Here is a 13,980-nt window from a genome sequence, read left to right as displayed (position 1 = left end):
GTCGAGGTATGAACAGAACACACCGTCATCGCACCGCCTCTCAGATCATCGTCGCCTCCGCCGTCCTGGCTCTCGCTGCAGGCTGCGCCGCTCCTTCACAGACCACCGCGCCGCCCGCTTCCCGGTCCACGTCCGCCGAGCCGGCAGCGGAAGGATGCCTGAGAGATGATGGCGGTTGCCTCGGCGTGCTGGCGCCGGGAACGTATGCCAGTGAGCAATTCACCATCTCCGGCGAGTCGTCCCCCGGCCAGCTCACGTACACCGTCGCCGACGGATACTGGGCGAACGCGCTCGACCACTCGCCGGCGTACTGGTTCCAACCCGCGGACCCGTATGCCGCCGGCACCGGCGATGACTTCTTGCCGGGCGTTTACGTCTGGGCGGACATCGCCGGGGCGCTCCAAGAATTTCCTGCTTGTCCGGAGGAGGCCGACCCGAGTGCCCCCACCGACGCCGCAGGACTCATCGCCTGGATATCCGCATTGCCGGGTGTCACGACCGCTTCCCTCACGGAAGCCGCGATCGGGGATCTCTCCGTCGCAGGAATCGAACTCGAGCTGGATCCCGACACGGCCCCATCGTGTTCATGGGGCCCGTTCGTGCCTCTCATCGCGGGACGCGCAGGCGCCGAGGACGCGTACATGTGGGGCATCAGTGGCGGAGAGCGGATGCACTTCTATCCCCTCGATCTCGGAGGGGGCCACACCGCCGCCGTCATCATCGACGCTCCCGCCGCGGACTTCGACGCTCTCCTTCCCCACGCTCAGCAGCTGATCGCGACCCTGACCTTCGTCACGCCGTGAACAACCGGCCTGTCCCGGGCACATCGAGGCTCGGCGACATGGCAAGCTGTCACGCGTCGTCCACCCGCACGATCTTTCGCACCGCGCTTGCACTCATGATGAACACCGTCTCGGATTTTCCGGCTTTCTCGTTGGTGAAGTAGAGCACGCCCTCGGAATCGCGGACGGTGTTCGCGCCCGCGAGCTCGAACGGGCAGCAACTGTCATCGTTGATGATGTAGCTCGCCATTTCTGCATCCTCCCGGCGGAAACCGCCCACATACTGCACGTGCCCCCTTGATCACAAGGGGGTTGTGCAATATCGACGCTACAGACATACCGTCAAAACATCTGTCCCCATTTCGGTGGACACCATCCGGCGTATGCCATGTCTCCGCCTCGCGCGTCATTACGCCACGCGAGGGAGATGTTTCGTCCGAATCCCGCCCACAGGGTCACCGTCAGACATCCGGCAACGCTGTCAGTCCGTTCGGTGCGGCCCGTCGCGCAGTGCCTGACGGATCCTCCAGATCGGAAAGCCGCTGAGTTGCGCGATCAGGTCGACATCGAACCCATGACCGAAGTAGGCCACGCGTACTGCTTGGATGCGCGCGGGGTTGTCGGAGAAAGCAAGCGCGAGTTCCGTGGCGTAGCGCTCCCAGACGCTGATCTCGTACCCCGGTGTCGCCACGCCACCTTCTCCTCTTCTCGGGGGTGAACTCTCAGAAGCCGCCGTACTTCGGCGATGCTACGACACCAGTGTTAACGCGATGAGACGCGCAGATTCCGAGCGCTCGTTTCGGGCGAGAGCCACGACGGATCCAGCGGCGAGGGTCGTGGAGGTGAGCGCCATCCCCGAGGTGGCGACCAATCGGACTAACCGAAGTACAGAAGTCCGAGGGGTACCAGCATCAGGGCACCCAGCACGACGGCGATGAGTGACCACACATAGCGAGACCGACGCCTCACGCCGACGATGATCCCGATCGCGCCCAAGAGCAGTCCCGTCACGCCGCCGATGCCGAGGATCGGGATCGTCACGATGAGGAGCCAGAAGATCGCCTGCATGTCGGGCAACAGCCCGATGAGGAAGATCGCCAAAGACGGCAGCAACGCGATGAGTCCGATGGCTACCGCGACGACGCCCAGCACATCCGAGCGACGCGACGACGCAGAGTCGGGTGTCTCGGAACGGGGCATCCCTGTCATTCGTCGACGGTACCGCAGGGTGATCAGTCTGCGAGCGGACCACCGACCGCGCGGGTTACGCGGTGGACACGGGAGCGAGTGCCGGAATGATGAGCGTGCGTTCGGCGACGTCTTCGGCGACGATGCTGAGCTTGAGTTGATTGCGGCGTGCGTAGTCGCGGAGGATCGTGAACGAGGTGTGCATGTCAGCGCCGGTCTGCGCGGCGATGACGCCCTTGGCCTGCTCGATGGTGACCCGGCTGTCCAGGGCGCGTTGCAGCTGGTCCGTGACGATGGTGCTGTCACGCAGCGAACGCTCCTGGAGGATACCGATGGTGGCAACATCGGCCAGCGCCTGAGCGATCGCGAGATCCGGCTCGCTGAGCTCCCCGGTGGTCACGCTGAAGAGGCCCATCGCGCCGATGGTTTGACCACGCAACCGCAACGGGAATGCGTGCATCGACTGAAATCCGTGTTTGGTCGCCGCGTCACAGAACGCCGGCCACCGATCCTCCTCGGAGATGTCCGCGACCGTCACGCCCTTGCCGGTCTCGAATGCGTCTACGCACGGCCCTTCGCCCGCGTTCAGCTGAATGATCTCCACGAACTCGGCGTCTTCATTGGTGGAGGCGATCAGCTGCAACCACCCATCCGTATCGGCGATCAGCAACCCGCCCGCATCGGAATCGACCAGGACGGTGCACTGTTGCACCAGCGTGTCGAGCAGGTCGACCACGTCGTAGTCATCGACCAACGTGTCGGCAAGCTTCACAAAAGCTTCGCTGAGCCGGGCGTCCCGCGATTTCTTGGCCATCATCTCTTTCCTTCGTCCAGTGTCCTGCGGATCACGCTGTCTCGCTACCTGCCGAGGGCTCGGAGAAGTCCAGGGTCCGTCCGACCACGTCACGAGCCACGTCATCCACGCTCCGTCCGACCACGTACGCATGCCCGCGAAGCCGGGCGAACGCGTCCGTCATCGACGTGTCGAGTTGGACGGACATCATGCCGGTCGCCTGGTGGACGTGCCGGCGCGTGCCCGCCACCAGCTCCGAATCCTGCCGTTCATCGCTCTCCGCATCCGCAACCGCGTACGCCGCCGCCTTTCCTGCGGCAGCCCCGCTGAGAGCAAGTGCGTGGGCGACATCGAGGTCGGAAAGACCACCCGGCGCGAGGCGGTACATGTCGACGACTCCGACGGTCGCCGCGCCGATACGCAACGGGAAGGAGAACAGCGCCCTCGCCTCGGTGTCCACGACGGCGTGTCCGAACATCGGCCACCCTGAGTGATCGGCGGTGTGCACATCGGGCACCAGCACGGGCTTGCCCACGTCCAGCACCCGGAAATGCGGTCCTTCTCCGAGGTCGTATTGAAGCTGCTCGAGACGGGCGGCCAACGGATCGCTGGAAGACACCGTGGAATGGCTGCCTGCGATGGTCACCACGGATACCGACGCTCCATCGACGGGGAGGCGCGTCACGAAACCAGCGTGCAATTCAACCGAACCCGGCTGGTCGACGCCGCCGGTACCGCTCCCCGCTCCGACCATGACCCCCTCGTTTCCCTGTCGGCAGAGGCGGTTACGCCTGGTGCCGGGACGCGGGGGCTGGGCGTCGTGGGCCTGACTCTACCGGCTGGTCGCTGCCTTCCGTGGCCAGACCGTGTAGCCGGTGGCCGTGATGAGCTCGATCGCCGAGACTCCGGCCCTGCCCGCGCTCCGCGGGATCGGTGACGAAGCGCATCACGAGCTCGCCGGGATGTGCGTTCTCCTCTGCGAATCGGTGGTCCGCCGCTCTCTCATATCGATATTGACTTATATAAGTGCTCATGCAAGCATGAAGCATGCACGCACTCGACGTCCTCGGCGATCCGGTGAGGCGTCGCGTGCTCGAACTGATCGCCGACGGCGAACTCAGCGCGGGCGATATCGGGGAAGTCATTCAGCGGGAGTTCCAGATCTCTCAGCCCGCCGTCTCGCAGCATCTGCGTGTCCTGCGAGAGTCGGGATTCGCCAGCGTCCGCCCCGAGGGGGCGCGCCGGCTGTATGCCGTCAACCCCTTACCGCTCGCCGCAGCCGACGCCTGGTTCGACCCGTTCCGGCGGCTCTGGCAGCCGCGCCTCGATGCGCTCGGCACCGAGCTGGCCCGAGGGCGCCGTACTCGAAGGACATCGGCTGCGGATGCGGCCGAGGCGGATGCCCCGGCCGGGGTGTCCGATGACGACAATCCCGACAAGGAGAACTGACATGGTGGATGTCGATGCCCAGGTAGCGGCTGTGACGCGGAGCCTGCGTGACGAACGAGTCGATGGCGAAAGCCTCTTCACTCAGACGCTGTCGCAGAGCTATCCCAGTCCGATCGACGACGTCTGGGATGCCGTCACGAGCGCTGAGCGGGTCCCTCGATGGTTCCTGCCGATCTCAGGTGACCTGCGGCTGGGGGGCCGTTATCAGCTCGAGGGCAACGCGGGCGGCGAGGTGCTGGAGTGCGCGCGACCGCAGGACGGTAGCGCGCACTACCGGGTGACCTGGGAGTACGGCGGCGGCGTGACCTGGCTGACGGTGCGCCTGACCGCGGTCGCCGCTGAGACGACCACCCTCGCGCTCGAGCACACGTCTCGGGAGTCCGACATCCCGCCGGGATTCTGGGAACAGTTCGGACCCGGGGCGACTGGTGTCGGGTGGGACGGCGGCCTGCTCGGCCTCGCGCTGCACCTGTCCAGGAAGTCGGATCACAATCCTGAGGCCGCGCCGGACTGGGCCTTCACCGACGAAGGCCGTGCGTTCTATCGGGGTGCGGCGGACGGCTGGCGCGACGCGCACATCGCGGCCGGCACAGCCCCCGACGATGCCGCTCGGGCGGCGGATGCAACGTACGGGTTCTATACGGGCGCCACGATGACCGAGTGAACGCGAAAGCGAATTCCGCTCGCCGATGACGCCCTGCGTGAACGGATGCTCGATGCGCCCGGTTGTCTCCACGATCAGGGTGCGAAGAGACCTGCCGTTCGAGACCGGCCCGGGGCCTCAGGGGCGGCACGGCGGCCCGTCATTCCGCAGAACCCCGTCCGTTGAGCGTCAATCCGCGTTCCACCCGTCCTGCGGGAACCCTCCGACGTAGGCCAGGGCCCGGGAGAGCGTGAAGGCACCCGCGTATTGCGAGATCGCCTGGAACTTGTCGGTGATGTCCCCCTCCCGCGCGACGCCCGCCTGCTCGTAGGCACCCGTTGCGAGGACGGCGTCGGTGTCTTTCGTACCGAGCAGCCCAAGACCCCGCGCGGTCTGCTCACGCCCGATGTCAAGGGCGCTGCTGAGGATCGTGTCGCTCGCGACGTCGATCAGTTGGAGGTCATCGCCGAGCACGCCGTTGTTGTAATACTTCTCCAGCAGGACGGCATTACGCGCGTAGTTGACATAGCCGTACCCCATCGCGGCAAAGGCGGCGTTGTCGCCCGCGCCGATATACGCCTCGATGGATGGCACCGATTGTTGCGCGGTGTAGGCGAGGGCGACGTCGAAGTCGACACCCGCGAGGGCGGTGCGGAACACATCGTTCGATTGGCCGCGCGATTCGGCGGCAGGTTGGATCACGCCGGTCTCGAAGGCAGCCCAGTCGGCGTTCGCGGCCCGGCGGAAGAACGATCCGATTGCCGCGAGATCCGCGTCTTTCGCGATCGGCGCGCCCCCGTTGTCACGGCCGATCTCGAACACGGCCTTGGAGAAGGCAAGGTTGCCCCGGGCGAAGTCGTAGTAGATCAGGGGAAGCAATACATCCGTCAGTAGCTGCTCGAAAGAGGTGTACGAGGCTGCAGCGATCGAATCCGCGACATTCTGCAGCGCCCCGGTCGCGTATTGCAGCAGCGAGTAGGAATCGAAGCCATTCCCGTACGCGGCGGTCAGCGCCTCCACGTCGCCGAGCGACTGCGGATCGTACGTACCGAGCTGATCGAGAAACGCCGTGAACTCGCTCTCCGCGCTCGACGCTCCCGCGATACGCGCGTCGATCGCCGTGCCACCGGTGGTGATGAGGTCCTGAACGGTGCGGAATGTGCTCGTCAACGCCTCCATCAGCACGGCTGCCTGCGATGCCTCGAAGAAAGCGCCGCCCTGAAGGCCCTGCACCTGCAGGTCGCGAGCGCGCGCAGCAGAGTCCGCAGCCTGCTGCACGGTCGTGCCGGCCGCCGTCTGAAGACTCGGGTCGAGGGCGAGGAAATCGGCCGCTGCGCGATCGTAAGCGGCCAGCATGGTGTCGGTCTGGCTCTTGAACTTCGTGTACGCGTCGTCGGTGATCGCGGGGTTGGACGGCGACTCCGGCCGCGGCAGTTCTTCCCCTGTCAACAGCGGATACGCCTGGTATAGGTCCGCAACCTCCTTCACCTCGACGTCGTTCTGCGCGCCGAGCTGCACGACGTCGACGAGTTGGCCCGAGGAGTCGGGCACATTCCGCTGTCCGGCGGGAATGAGGACCGTCTTGATGTCGCCCTGGTCTATGACCCCCTGTATCTTCTGTGGAATTCCTCCGACAGTCCCGATCGTGCCCATCGGGTTGATGGTTCCCGTCATCGTGACGGTGTCACTGATCTTGTGCCCGTAGTAAAGCGACAGCAGCCCCACGGTCGTGATCGCCCCGGCACTTGGACCGTCAATCATCCCGTCGAAGGCGAAGCGGTAGGCGACGTCCAGGGGTGCTCCGGTCAGAAGCGTCGCAACCGAGACGGCGTTCCATGATGCCGCCTGCGTCATCTCACCTACTCCGGAGACCTCGTCCTCCGAAATGTCGATCGAGAGGTCGCCGTCGTCGGACGGCTTCACCGAGATGCGCTGCGCAGCCACACCGCCGGTATCGCCCGCAGCGTACAGGACCTGCAACTCCGTCTCCGAGGACTTGAAGCCGGTTCCTTCGGACTCCTGGGCCCCATCTGTTCCCACCGGGATAGGTAGCGAGAAAGTACATCCCGAAAGTGCCAGCACGAGCACCGCGGCGATAGCCGCGTTGCTTCTCCTCCGGCGACGGCGGCGCGACAACGGGATCTTGGCGGGGATGGCGCGGCTGTTCAAGGGATCCTCAGCATGCGTTGGGGTCGGGGGTCAGATCCCTGATCATCGGGCGTGGGTCCCCCGATGTCAACAGAACGATCGGTGAACCCGGCAGACCAGGGAATGCGATGGCGGACGGCCTGCACGAATGCGTCTGCGTCGCCGACCCGCGGGCGTAGTGGTCCCGACGTCGTGTCTCGCTCTTACGGTCGCTGGCTGGGTAGATGCCAGCCCCTCCAGCGGGTACATCTCCGAGTTCTCAACCTTCTGATGCGTCGTTCAGAAGACCTTGCCCGCCACCGCGACGGGGCGGCGCACCCGCCCGGTAGGGCGCTGAGTCCGAACTCGCACTCGAGCGGTTGAGGTCGGGCTGCTCACGTCTGAGCGTGGCTTGCGCTTCAGTAGTCGATTCGACCGTTCCGGTTGTGAAACTCCCCCGTCGGTCCGTCGGCGTCGACGAAGGCGAGGGTGACGGTCGCGTCGGTTCCCTCGGTCACGGTCTGGTGTCCGCCGTGACCGTTGAAGTCAGTGGCGGTGTATCCGGGGTCGGTGGCGTTTATGCGGAACGTCGGCAGGTTCTTCGCGTACTGCACGGTGAGCGCGATGACCGCGGCTTTGGACGCGGCGTACGGGATGGCAGCGACGGGGAACTCGTCGTGCCCCTCAGTGCTCAAGAAGCGGGGCCATCCGACACCGGACGAGACGTTCACAATGACTGGTCGAGCGGACCGGTGGAGCAGCGGCAGCGCCGCCTGGGTGACGCGGACGATACCGACCACGTTCGTGTCGAGGACATTCTGCATGGACTCGGGGGTGAGGTCGTCGACGCCGAAAGAGGTTCCCAAGATGCCCGCATTGTTCACCAGCACGTCGAGCTCGGGCAGCGAATCGATCGCGGCGTCGACGCTGACCGGATCGGTGACGTCGAGCTGCACCGGAATCGCCCCCAGCGCTCGGGCGGCCTCGCCGTGTGCGGTGTTCCGCATCCCCGCGTAGACGGTGTGACCGCCTTCTATGAGCCGACGAGCGGTCTCGAGACCGAGGCTCTTGTTGGCGCCGGTGATCAGTGTTGTTGTCATGCGTCCACCCTGCCGCGCAACCGCAAGACCACACAGGCACCCCCTGACGGGAGGACCGCGAGTACCACGATCATCGCGAACGTTGAAAGATGATGAGTGTTATGAGCGAATTTGCGAGCGTCTTGAGAGCGTGGCGCGACCGAATCAGCCCAGCGGATGTCGGCATGCCGGCTGGTTCAGGTCGTCGCGCCGTCGGTCTTCGCCGCGAGGAACTCGCCGCCCTCGCGGGTGTCAGCGTGGACTACATCGTCCGCCTCGAGCAGGGGCGAGCGACGAATCCCTCCTCGCAGCTCGTCCGGTCGCTTGCCATCGCTCTCCGGCTGACCGACCTGGAGCGCGACCATCTCTACCGGGCGGCGGGGTTGGCGCCCCCGTCTGCCGCGATCGTTCCTCAGCACATCAGTCCGGGCGTGCAGCGCATCGTGGATCGGCTCGGCGATGTGCCGTTGGCGGTGTTCACGGCAGCCCATGACATCCTGATGTGGAACCCTCTCTGGGCGGCCATCAACGGCGATCCTTCCCGCTACGTCGGCCTAGATCGGAACCTCGTCTGGCGGCATTTCACGTCCGGCCATGAGGGAACCTCTTTCGATGAGCAGCACGAAGAAGACTTCGCCAGCGATCTCGCCGCGGATCTGCGGGCGGCGACCGGCCGTTATCCGCACGACGGCGCCCTCTCCCACCTCGTGTCGCGCCTCCGTTCCGAGTCACCGGAGTTCGAACGACGTTGGGCGGAGGCCAGGGTCGCGGAACACCGGTCGAGCCGCAAGACGGTGACGAACACCCGGGTTGGCCCCATCACCGTCGACTGCGACGTCCTGACCGCGCCCGGGAGCGACCTCCGCATCGTCGTCTATACGGTCGCACCCGGCGGCACTGATCAGGCGAGGCTCGACCTGCTTCGTGTCACGGGTCTGCAATCGGTCGCAGCGACACCGGCCTAGGACGACTCGCGGCGGATGTCCGGGCTGTGTCATCTTCACTCGCACGCACATGCGCGGCATGCGTTCTGCGGGCCACGGCTGCCTGGACGGGAGCACCCCGCCACGCACGCTTGAAGCGCTCAAGAGCGAGCGGGGGACCCGCTCGTTCAGGTCGCCTACGCCGCTATAGCCCGGAGAAACTCATCGATCACGAAGTTGGCCGCACCGGTCTGCTCGACGAGAAGGAAGTGCCCCGCCCGTTCCACCATGCACAGCGTTGCTCGCGGGATCGAGGCTGCTGGTTCGTGCGCCATTGTCGGGTCGATGAGTCTGTCGGCGTCCCCGTGAATGACGTACGTGGGGCAACGGACACCGGTCAGAGGATCTCCCGAGTCGCTATGGTGTGCTCGCTTGTCGTGTGGCGACGGTGGCGACTTCTTGCAGTGCCACCAGCGCCCTGCGGACGGGGGCGTGCGCCAACGCGTCTGGGCGGGCCAGTGCGTCGACGTGGCGGACGAGTGCGACGCCGGTGACCGGGCGCAGCACCATTCCGTTGACCGCGAGTGGGGCGGCGGTCGTACGTGGCATCACGGCGATCGCTGCGCCGGTGCGGACGACTTCCGCGGCGACGGAGAACTCGTTGATGCGGTGATCGACCTGGGGGGCTTGACCGATCACGGCTCCCAGGTGGGCCAGTACACCGGTGAGGGGGAACCCTTCGTGGGTGGAGATCCAACGCTCGTCTCGCAACTGCTCAGGTCTGATGCCGGGCTGCGCAGCCAGGGGGTGGGCGGCGTGCAGGGCTATCTCGAGTGGTTCGACGAGAAGCGGTGTCACCACGAGGCGTCCGGTCGGCCATGTGGGGTCGTGCGCGAGACGGTGCGCGATCACGAGGTCATAGTCCGCGGTCAGGCCGGCGAACTTGTCTTGGGCGACGTCGGCGTCAGCGAGGGAGACCTGCGTGCCGGTGCCCAGCTCGGTGAGAAGCGGGCCGAACAGGGCGAGACCGGCACTGTGAAACGCGCAGACCGTAACGGGTCGCTGCTCTTGTTCGAGGAAGGACCCGACAGCGTCTCGGGCTTGGGCAAGGGCCTCGTCGACACGTGCCGCGGCGACCGCCAACGCTTCACCGGCTTCGGTGAGCACGAGTCGGCGCCCGTGCTTGGTAGTCAGCGGCACCGGTATGCCGGCCTGCAACGCACTGAGCTGCTGGGAGACGGCCGACGCGCTGACGTGCATCGCGGTCGCGACCGCAGCGACGCTGCCCCGGTCGCCCAGCTCGCGGAGAAGACGGAGGCGAGCAGCATCCATAAGGTTTCCTAAATCGTCGATCAAGACACTGGCCGTTGTTCTTCCGCATTGGTTCTCTAGAGAGTAGTGGCATGGCACCTCGTATGCGTTCCGAACCTCTCGTCGATCTGCTCCTGGTCAGCGTCGCCGCAGTCTGGGGCGCCAGCTTCCTGGCAGCGAAGGATGTCGCCGCGGAGACGGGCGTACCCACGGCCGTCGCCCTCCGCTTCCTCGTCGCCGCAGCCGCGACATGGCTCATATGCCTCGCGCGAAGAGAACGACTCCCCCGGGGGCAGGGCCTCGTGATCGCGGCCTGTCTGGGCTGCTCGCAGGCTGTCGTCATCGGGCTCGAGACCTGGGGCGTGCACCTGACCTCAGCGACCAACGCGGGGTTGTTGATCAGCCTGGCATTGGTGATGACGCCCGTCCTCGATGGCATCGCGTCGAGATCGTGGCTTCCCCGGTCCTACTTCGTCGCCGCCGTCGCTGCCGTGGTCGGCGTTGCGCTCCTCGTCTCTGAGGGCGGCCTCCGCACACCGACGGTCGGTGACGGCCTCGTGATCGCCGCAGCGATCGTCCGGGCTTTCCACGTCACAGCAAGCGCGCACCTGACGCGCGACCGCGCAGAAGGCACCTTCGGCGTGGTGCTCGTCCAGATGATCGTCTGCGCGGCCGCATTCACCGCGATGGCCGGCCCCGACCTGCCCACCGCCGTCGCGAAGCTCAATGGGCAGCAGTGGGCGAACGTGCTCTTCCTGGGTCTGCTGTGTTCCGTATTCGCCTTCATCGTGCAGCTCTGGGCGGTGAGGCGGACCTCGGCTTCCCGCGCGAGCATGCTGATGGGGACCGAACCGGTGTGGGCGCTCCTCGTCGGAGTCCTCATCGCCGGCGAAGCGATCGGGGTGCTCGGAATAGGCGGGGCAGTCTTGATCATCGCCGCGAGCTATGCCGGGCAGGCCATCGAGCGCCGGCACCGACAGCCATCACTCCGGTCCGCGCGTTCGGCGGCGAGGAGCTGCTCATGAGCCGTCCGCTCGCTGGACGCTCGACAGCCCGCCCCCCCCAAGACAGAAGGCCAGCACCACGCGATCCGCGTAGTCCCGGCCTTCTTACTGTCTCAACACAGTGTGCGCCTGAAGAGACTCGAACTCCCAACCTTCTGATCCGTAGGCCGACACTGATGGGCTCGATAGGCCCGCAAATCCGCGAAATGGCAGGTGAAGTGCACACATTTGTGCACACATGCGCCGACATCTACTTGTCGCCGGTCGACGCAGCTAGTGTCGCCCCACCCGCTCACCAATGTGCGACGAAGTCTGGGCCGTGATCGGTTCGCTCTTTCCCAGTGCGAGGGCGACGGGTCGGCCGCCGGTGGACCGTCGTATGGTGGTGGAGGCGACGGCGTGGCGGTTCCGCACCGGCGCGCCGGGCGGGACGGCCCGGAGCGATCCGGGAACTGGAACACGATTTACAAGAACTTCAACCGCTGGGCTGAGCAGGGCGTCTCGGCGAAGCCTTTACTCTCGTGGACGTCGGTCAAGGACGGTGGGACGTGCAGATTCAAAATTCGCTCCGCATCGCCGGGCACATTTCGCGTACGCGCGAAGGCTTCTCTCTCCACGACTGGCTAGAGCGTCCGTTGGGTATCTTTCTCACCACCGACGAGGCCCTGCGTCAACTCTTGCGTGAAGGCCGAGGCGACTTTCGCTAGGGACGATTCACTATAAATCCCCGCGAAGTGCCGTCTCGATCCGCCGCTCGCGGGGGTAGGCGGTAGGCGCAGAACGATTTGTCGGACGTTGCGAAGTTGCCACGGGCGAATGCAAAGCGAATCTCGCTTTCGCCTGAGATCTGCGGTGTGTCACTGGGTGGTAGGCAGGACGGATGATGGTTCGGTCCACGTGATGACGAGTCGGGCGGCGGCCGCCCGACTGCCCGCGGCCTGTCGTATGTGTTGCGTCACGATCGCTCGCAGGACGGTCGTGTCCGCGCCCGAGGCACCGGTGATGGTGAGGATGACCTCCGCGGGCTGTTCTGTCACGATCATTGCCGCGGCGGGAGTCATTGAGGTCGGGACATCGCATCCCGATCGCATTTCTTGACTCAAGGCTGCACCCACCTCAGCGAGCACCTTGCGTGCGGCGCGGGAGGCGGGTCTGATGGTCGCGGTGAGACTTGCCACCGTCACAGCATTCCCTTGAGGGCGGGGAGAACGGATGAACTACGCATGACGATCGGGCGGATCTTTCGAGTTCTTGAAGCACCCACTGCGATGGATCGGCACACGCGTCTCGCCCAGACCTCGAAACGAAACAGGTATCGGTCCAGGCGTTTTTCTGGTCACCCCCGACGAATCGATGGGGCACCTATTACACAGCTCCCCCTGACCGCGTGCGCCGAGTCGTCAGGCCCGGGTAGAGGCCGTTTTCGCTCGATAGAGGTCGCTGACCGTCTTGTCTTGAATGTTCTTCTGCGCGGCAGCTCTTCTTGCTTCTAGCTTTGCAATCTCGGTCTGGCTTGCCGCGGAATCCGGTGCATTCTTCAGATCCGCGATGTCTGTTTCAATGTCCCCGATCTCACGAAGCCACCTGACGTCGTTGAAGAGGGAAAAGGCTTCGAGGGCATCACCCGCGCCCCCACTACTCGCGTTCAAAAAGGTCTCGGTGAGCGCGGCCGATACCGCAGCCGCCGCCCACCCCTCCAGCTTCGGAATCTCCGCGCCATTGATGTAGAGCAGCACATAGGAATCGCCCTCCAGAACTTGCTCCCCGGGGCGGTCTCGCCAGTACAGCTTGCGGTCCCGAACCACAAACTGGTCGCCGTCCTTCTGGAATCCGCCATCGCTGACGTCTGCGGGAGTGAGAGTGTTCCCGTCGGGGTAGAGGAGAACGTATCCGGACTTCGTAAGGGTCTGGCCGGGCGTGTTCAGGTTGATGCGCCAAGTCATCACGCGGTCGTTGTTGCCATCGATAGCACCGTCAACGACTCGCGACACCAACTTGGCCGCGGTCTTGGCCACCGCGACCCACGCGGCTCCGGTTGGCCCGGACACCGCGAAAACAGGCAGCCCCGCAGCCGTCGCGGCCGCATCAACCCAGGAGTCGAACGTCCGCTTGTCGAACCTGTCGAAAGCCAACCGCATCGTGACTTCGAGGTCATCACTCAGTTCGCCCGGTGAGTAATAGACGACGTCGGAACCGGGCTGGTCTGCCCGCGAGCTCAGGAGCGAGCCATATGCCACATTTTCGTAGAGGTAGTGCATGGCCAGCGGCGTTGCATCTGACACCATCGGACTTCGCACGGCGGACGTCAGGAGCGCCGATCTCCCCCGCTGGTGTTCCTCATCACCGGGGAACACGCTCACGATTCTGATACTCAATGGCGCCCCCGGTCGGATCGGCGTCGCGGCCGGCCCGTCGTCCTCACCATCAGCAACCTGCACTCCCACTGGCACGAAATCGAACATCGTGACTCCCGTTGTCGTTTTTCGATGCGCGCGCATCAGCGTCCGTTGCCGTGCGCGGGTCCCCACCTTGTAGGTACACCTGCACCGACCCGCTTCGCAAGCATGTGAACCACCCGGCCCCGTCCGTGGCGTGCAGTGGCCCGCGATCATGTCGAGCACCAGACCGCGCGGATCTGCGCCGCATCTTGCGAGACTATGGGCATGGGCGCCCGTCCGAAG

The 13,980-nt window shown here is 65.4% G+C and carries 15 protein-coding genes; 5 read left to right on the top strand and 10 right to left on the bottom strand.

The features are described from left to right. Positions 1–8 precede the first annotated feature (8 nt). Positions 9–803: a hypothetical protein gene (locus ACFM35_RS00150; RefSeq protein ID WP_378836865.1), complete on the top strand. Its 795-nt coding sequence runs from the start codon at positions 9–11 to the stop codon at positions 801–803. Between the two features lie 49 nt (positions 804–852). Here ACFM35_RS00150 and ACFM35_RS00145 read toward each other — a convergent pair whose 3' ends face one another. From ACFM35_RS00145 to ACFM35_RS00125, 5 genes are all read right to left on the bottom strand, one after another. Then, positions 853–1,071 (bottom strand): hypothetical protein, encoded by a 219-nt coding sequence (locus ACFM35_RS00145; protein ID WP_378836863.1) that lies wholly within the window; start codon positions 1,069–1,071, stop codon positions 853–855. Between the two features lie 192 nt (positions 1,072–1,263). After that, on the bottom strand, positions 1,264–1,473 hold the full coding sequence (locus ACFM35_RS00140; protein ID WP_378836860.1) for a hypothetical protein: 210 nt from the start codon (positions 1,471–1,473) through the stop codon (positions 1,264–1,266). Between the two features lie 185 nt (positions 1,474–1,658). Then, positions 1,659–1,991: a hypothetical protein gene (locus ACFM35_RS00135; protein WP_378836858.1), complete on the bottom strand. Its 333-nt coding sequence runs from the start codon at positions 1,989–1,991 to the stop codon at positions 1,659–1,661. Between the two features lie 55 nt (positions 1,992–2,046). Continuing rightward, entirely contained in the window at positions 2,047–2,787 is a 741-nt protein-coding gene (locus ACFM35_RS00130) for a GAF and ANTAR domain-containing protein (RefSeq protein ID WP_378836856.1), read from the bottom strand. Positions 2,788–2,815: 28 nt separating this feature from the next. Then, the gene (locus tag ACFM35_RS00125; RefSeq protein ID WP_378836853.1) at positions 2,816–3,448 is read right to left on the bottom strand and encodes a GAF and ANTAR domain-containing protein; all 633 of its coding nucleotides are present in this window, start codon (positions 3,446–3,448) and stop codon (positions 2,816–2,818) included. Positions 3,449–3,810: 362 nt separating this feature from the next. Here ACFM35_RS00125 and ACFM35_RS00120 point away from each other — a divergent pair, with 362 nt between their 5' ends. Continuing rightward, positions 3,811–4,212 carry an ArsR/SmtB family transcription factor gene (locus ACFM35_RS00120; protein WP_378836851.1) on the top strand — a complete coding sequence of 134 codons (402 nt, stop codon included), beginning with the start codon at positions 3,811–3,813 and terminating at the stop codon, positions 4,210–4,212. Position 4,213: 1 nt separating this feature from the next. Then, positions 4,214–4,876: an SRPBCC domain-containing protein gene (locus tag ACFM35_RS00115; RefSeq protein ID WP_378836849.1), complete on the top strand. Its 663-nt coding sequence runs from the start codon at positions 4,214–4,216 to the stop codon at positions 4,874–4,876. A gap of 168 nt (positions 4,877–5,044) precedes the next feature. On the opposite strand, the gene ACFM35_RS00110 is transcribed toward ACFM35_RS00115, so the two are convergent. Continuing rightward, positions 5,045–6,895, bottom strand: a complete 1,851-nt coding sequence (locus ACFM35_RS00110) for a S16 family serine protease (RefSeq protein ID WP_378836847.1) — start codon at positions 6,893–6,895, stop codon at positions 5,045–5,047. 506 nt (positions 6,896–7,401) lie between these two features. Further along, the gene (locus tag ACFM35_RS00105; RefSeq protein WP_378836844.1) at positions 7,402–8,082 is read right to left on the bottom strand and encodes an SDR family NAD(P)-dependent oxidoreductase; all 681 of its coding nucleotides are present in this window, start codon (positions 8,080–8,082) and stop codon (positions 7,402–7,404) included. An 89-nt stretch (positions 8,083–8,171) separates the two neighbouring features. Between ACFM35_RS00105 and ACFM35_RS00100 the strand changes: the two genes are divergently transcribed. After that, complete coding sequence (locus ACFM35_RS00100; protein WP_378836842.1) at positions 8,172–9,026, top strand: helix-turn-helix transcriptional regulator; 855 nt, start codon at positions 8,172–8,174, stop codon at positions 9,024–9,026. Positions 9,027–9,401: 375 nt separating this feature from the next. Here the strand turns inward: ACFM35_RS00100 and ACFM35_RS00095 are convergent, their stop codons facing one another. Continuing rightward, complete coding sequence (locus ACFM35_RS00095) at positions 9,402–10,316, bottom strand: LysR family transcriptional regulator (protein WP_378836839.1); 915 nt, start codon at positions 10,314–10,316, stop codon at positions 9,402–9,404. A 71-nt stretch (positions 10,317–10,387) separates the two neighbouring features. Between ACFM35_RS00095 and ACFM35_RS00090 the strand changes: the two genes are divergently transcribed. Further along, complete coding sequence (locus tag ACFM35_RS00090) at positions 10,388–11,320, top strand: DMT family transporter (protein WP_378836837.1); 933 nt, start codon at positions 10,388–10,390, stop codon at positions 11,318–11,320. A gap of 836 nt (positions 11,321–12,156) precedes the next feature. Here the strand turns inward: ACFM35_RS00090 and ACFM35_RS00085 are convergent. Both ACFM35_RS00085 and ACFM35_RS00080 read right to left on the bottom strand, forming a co-directional pair. Beyond that, positions 12,157–12,336 carry a hypothetical protein gene (locus ACFM35_RS00085; RefSeq protein ID WP_378836835.1) on the bottom strand — a complete coding sequence of 60 codons (180 nt, stop codon included), beginning with the start codon at positions 12,334–12,336 and terminating at the stop codon, positions 12,157–12,159. Positions 12,337–12,699: 363 nt separating this feature from the next. Further along, positions 12,700–13,761, bottom strand: coding sequence for a hypothetical protein (locus ACFM35_RS00080; protein ID WP_378836832.1), 1,062 nt, complete (start codon positions 13,759–13,761; stop codon positions 12,700–12,702). Positions 13,762–13,980: the final 219 nt, after the last annotated feature.

Source organism: Microbacterium songi, assembly GCF_042747925.1.
Classification (GTDB): domain Bacteria; phylum Actinomycetota; class Actinomycetes; order Actinomycetales; family Microbacteriaceae; genus Microbacterium.
The sequence above is the reverse complement of the archived record's forward strand: the minus strand, read 5'-3'. Positions and strand labels throughout refer to the sequence as shown.

Excerpts from the sequence above, each read along its gene's own strand:
- ACFM35_RS00150 (WP_378836865.1), top strand. The coding sequence starts at position 9 with ATGAACAGAACACACCGTCATCGCACCGCCTCTCAGATCATCGTCGCC.
- ACFM35_RS00135 (WP_378836858.1), bottom strand. The coding sequence starts at position 1,991 with ATGACAGGGATGCCCCGTTCCGAGACACCCGACTCTGCGTCGTCGCGT.
- ACFM35_RS00130 (WP_378836856.1), bottom strand. The coding sequence starts at position 2,787 with ATGATGGCCAAGAAATCGCGGGACGCCCGGCTCAGCGAAGCTTTTGTG.
- ACFM35_RS00120 (WP_378836851.1), top strand. The coding sequence starts at position 3,811 with ATGCACGCACTCGACGTCCTCGGCGATCCGGTGAGGCGTCGCGTGCTC.
- ACFM35_RS00115 (WP_378836849.1), top strand. The coding sequence starts at position 4,214 with ATGGTGGATGTCGATGCCCAGGTAGCGGCTGTGACGCGGAGCCTGCGT.
- ACFM35_RS00105 (WP_378836844.1), bottom strand. The coding sequence starts at position 8,082 with ATGACAACAACACTGATCACCGGCGCCAACAAGAGCCTCGGTCTCGAG.
- ACFM35_RS00100 (WP_378836842.1), top strand. The coding sequence starts at position 8,172 with ATGATGAGTGTTATGAGCGAATTTGCGAGCGTCTTGAGAGCGTGGCGC.
- ACFM35_RS00095 (WP_378836839.1), bottom strand. The coding sequence starts at position 10,316 with ATGGATGCTGCTCGCCTCCGTCTTCTCCGCGAGCTGGGCGACCGGGGC.
- ACFM35_RS00090 (WP_378836837.1), top strand. The coding sequence starts at position 10,388 with ATGGCACCTCGTATGCGTTCCGAACCTCTCGTCGATCTGCTCCTGGTC.
- ACFM35_RS00080 (WP_378836832.1), bottom strand. The coding sequence starts at position 13,761 with ATGTTCGATTTCGTGCCAGTGGGAGTGCAGGTTGCTGATGGTGAGGAC.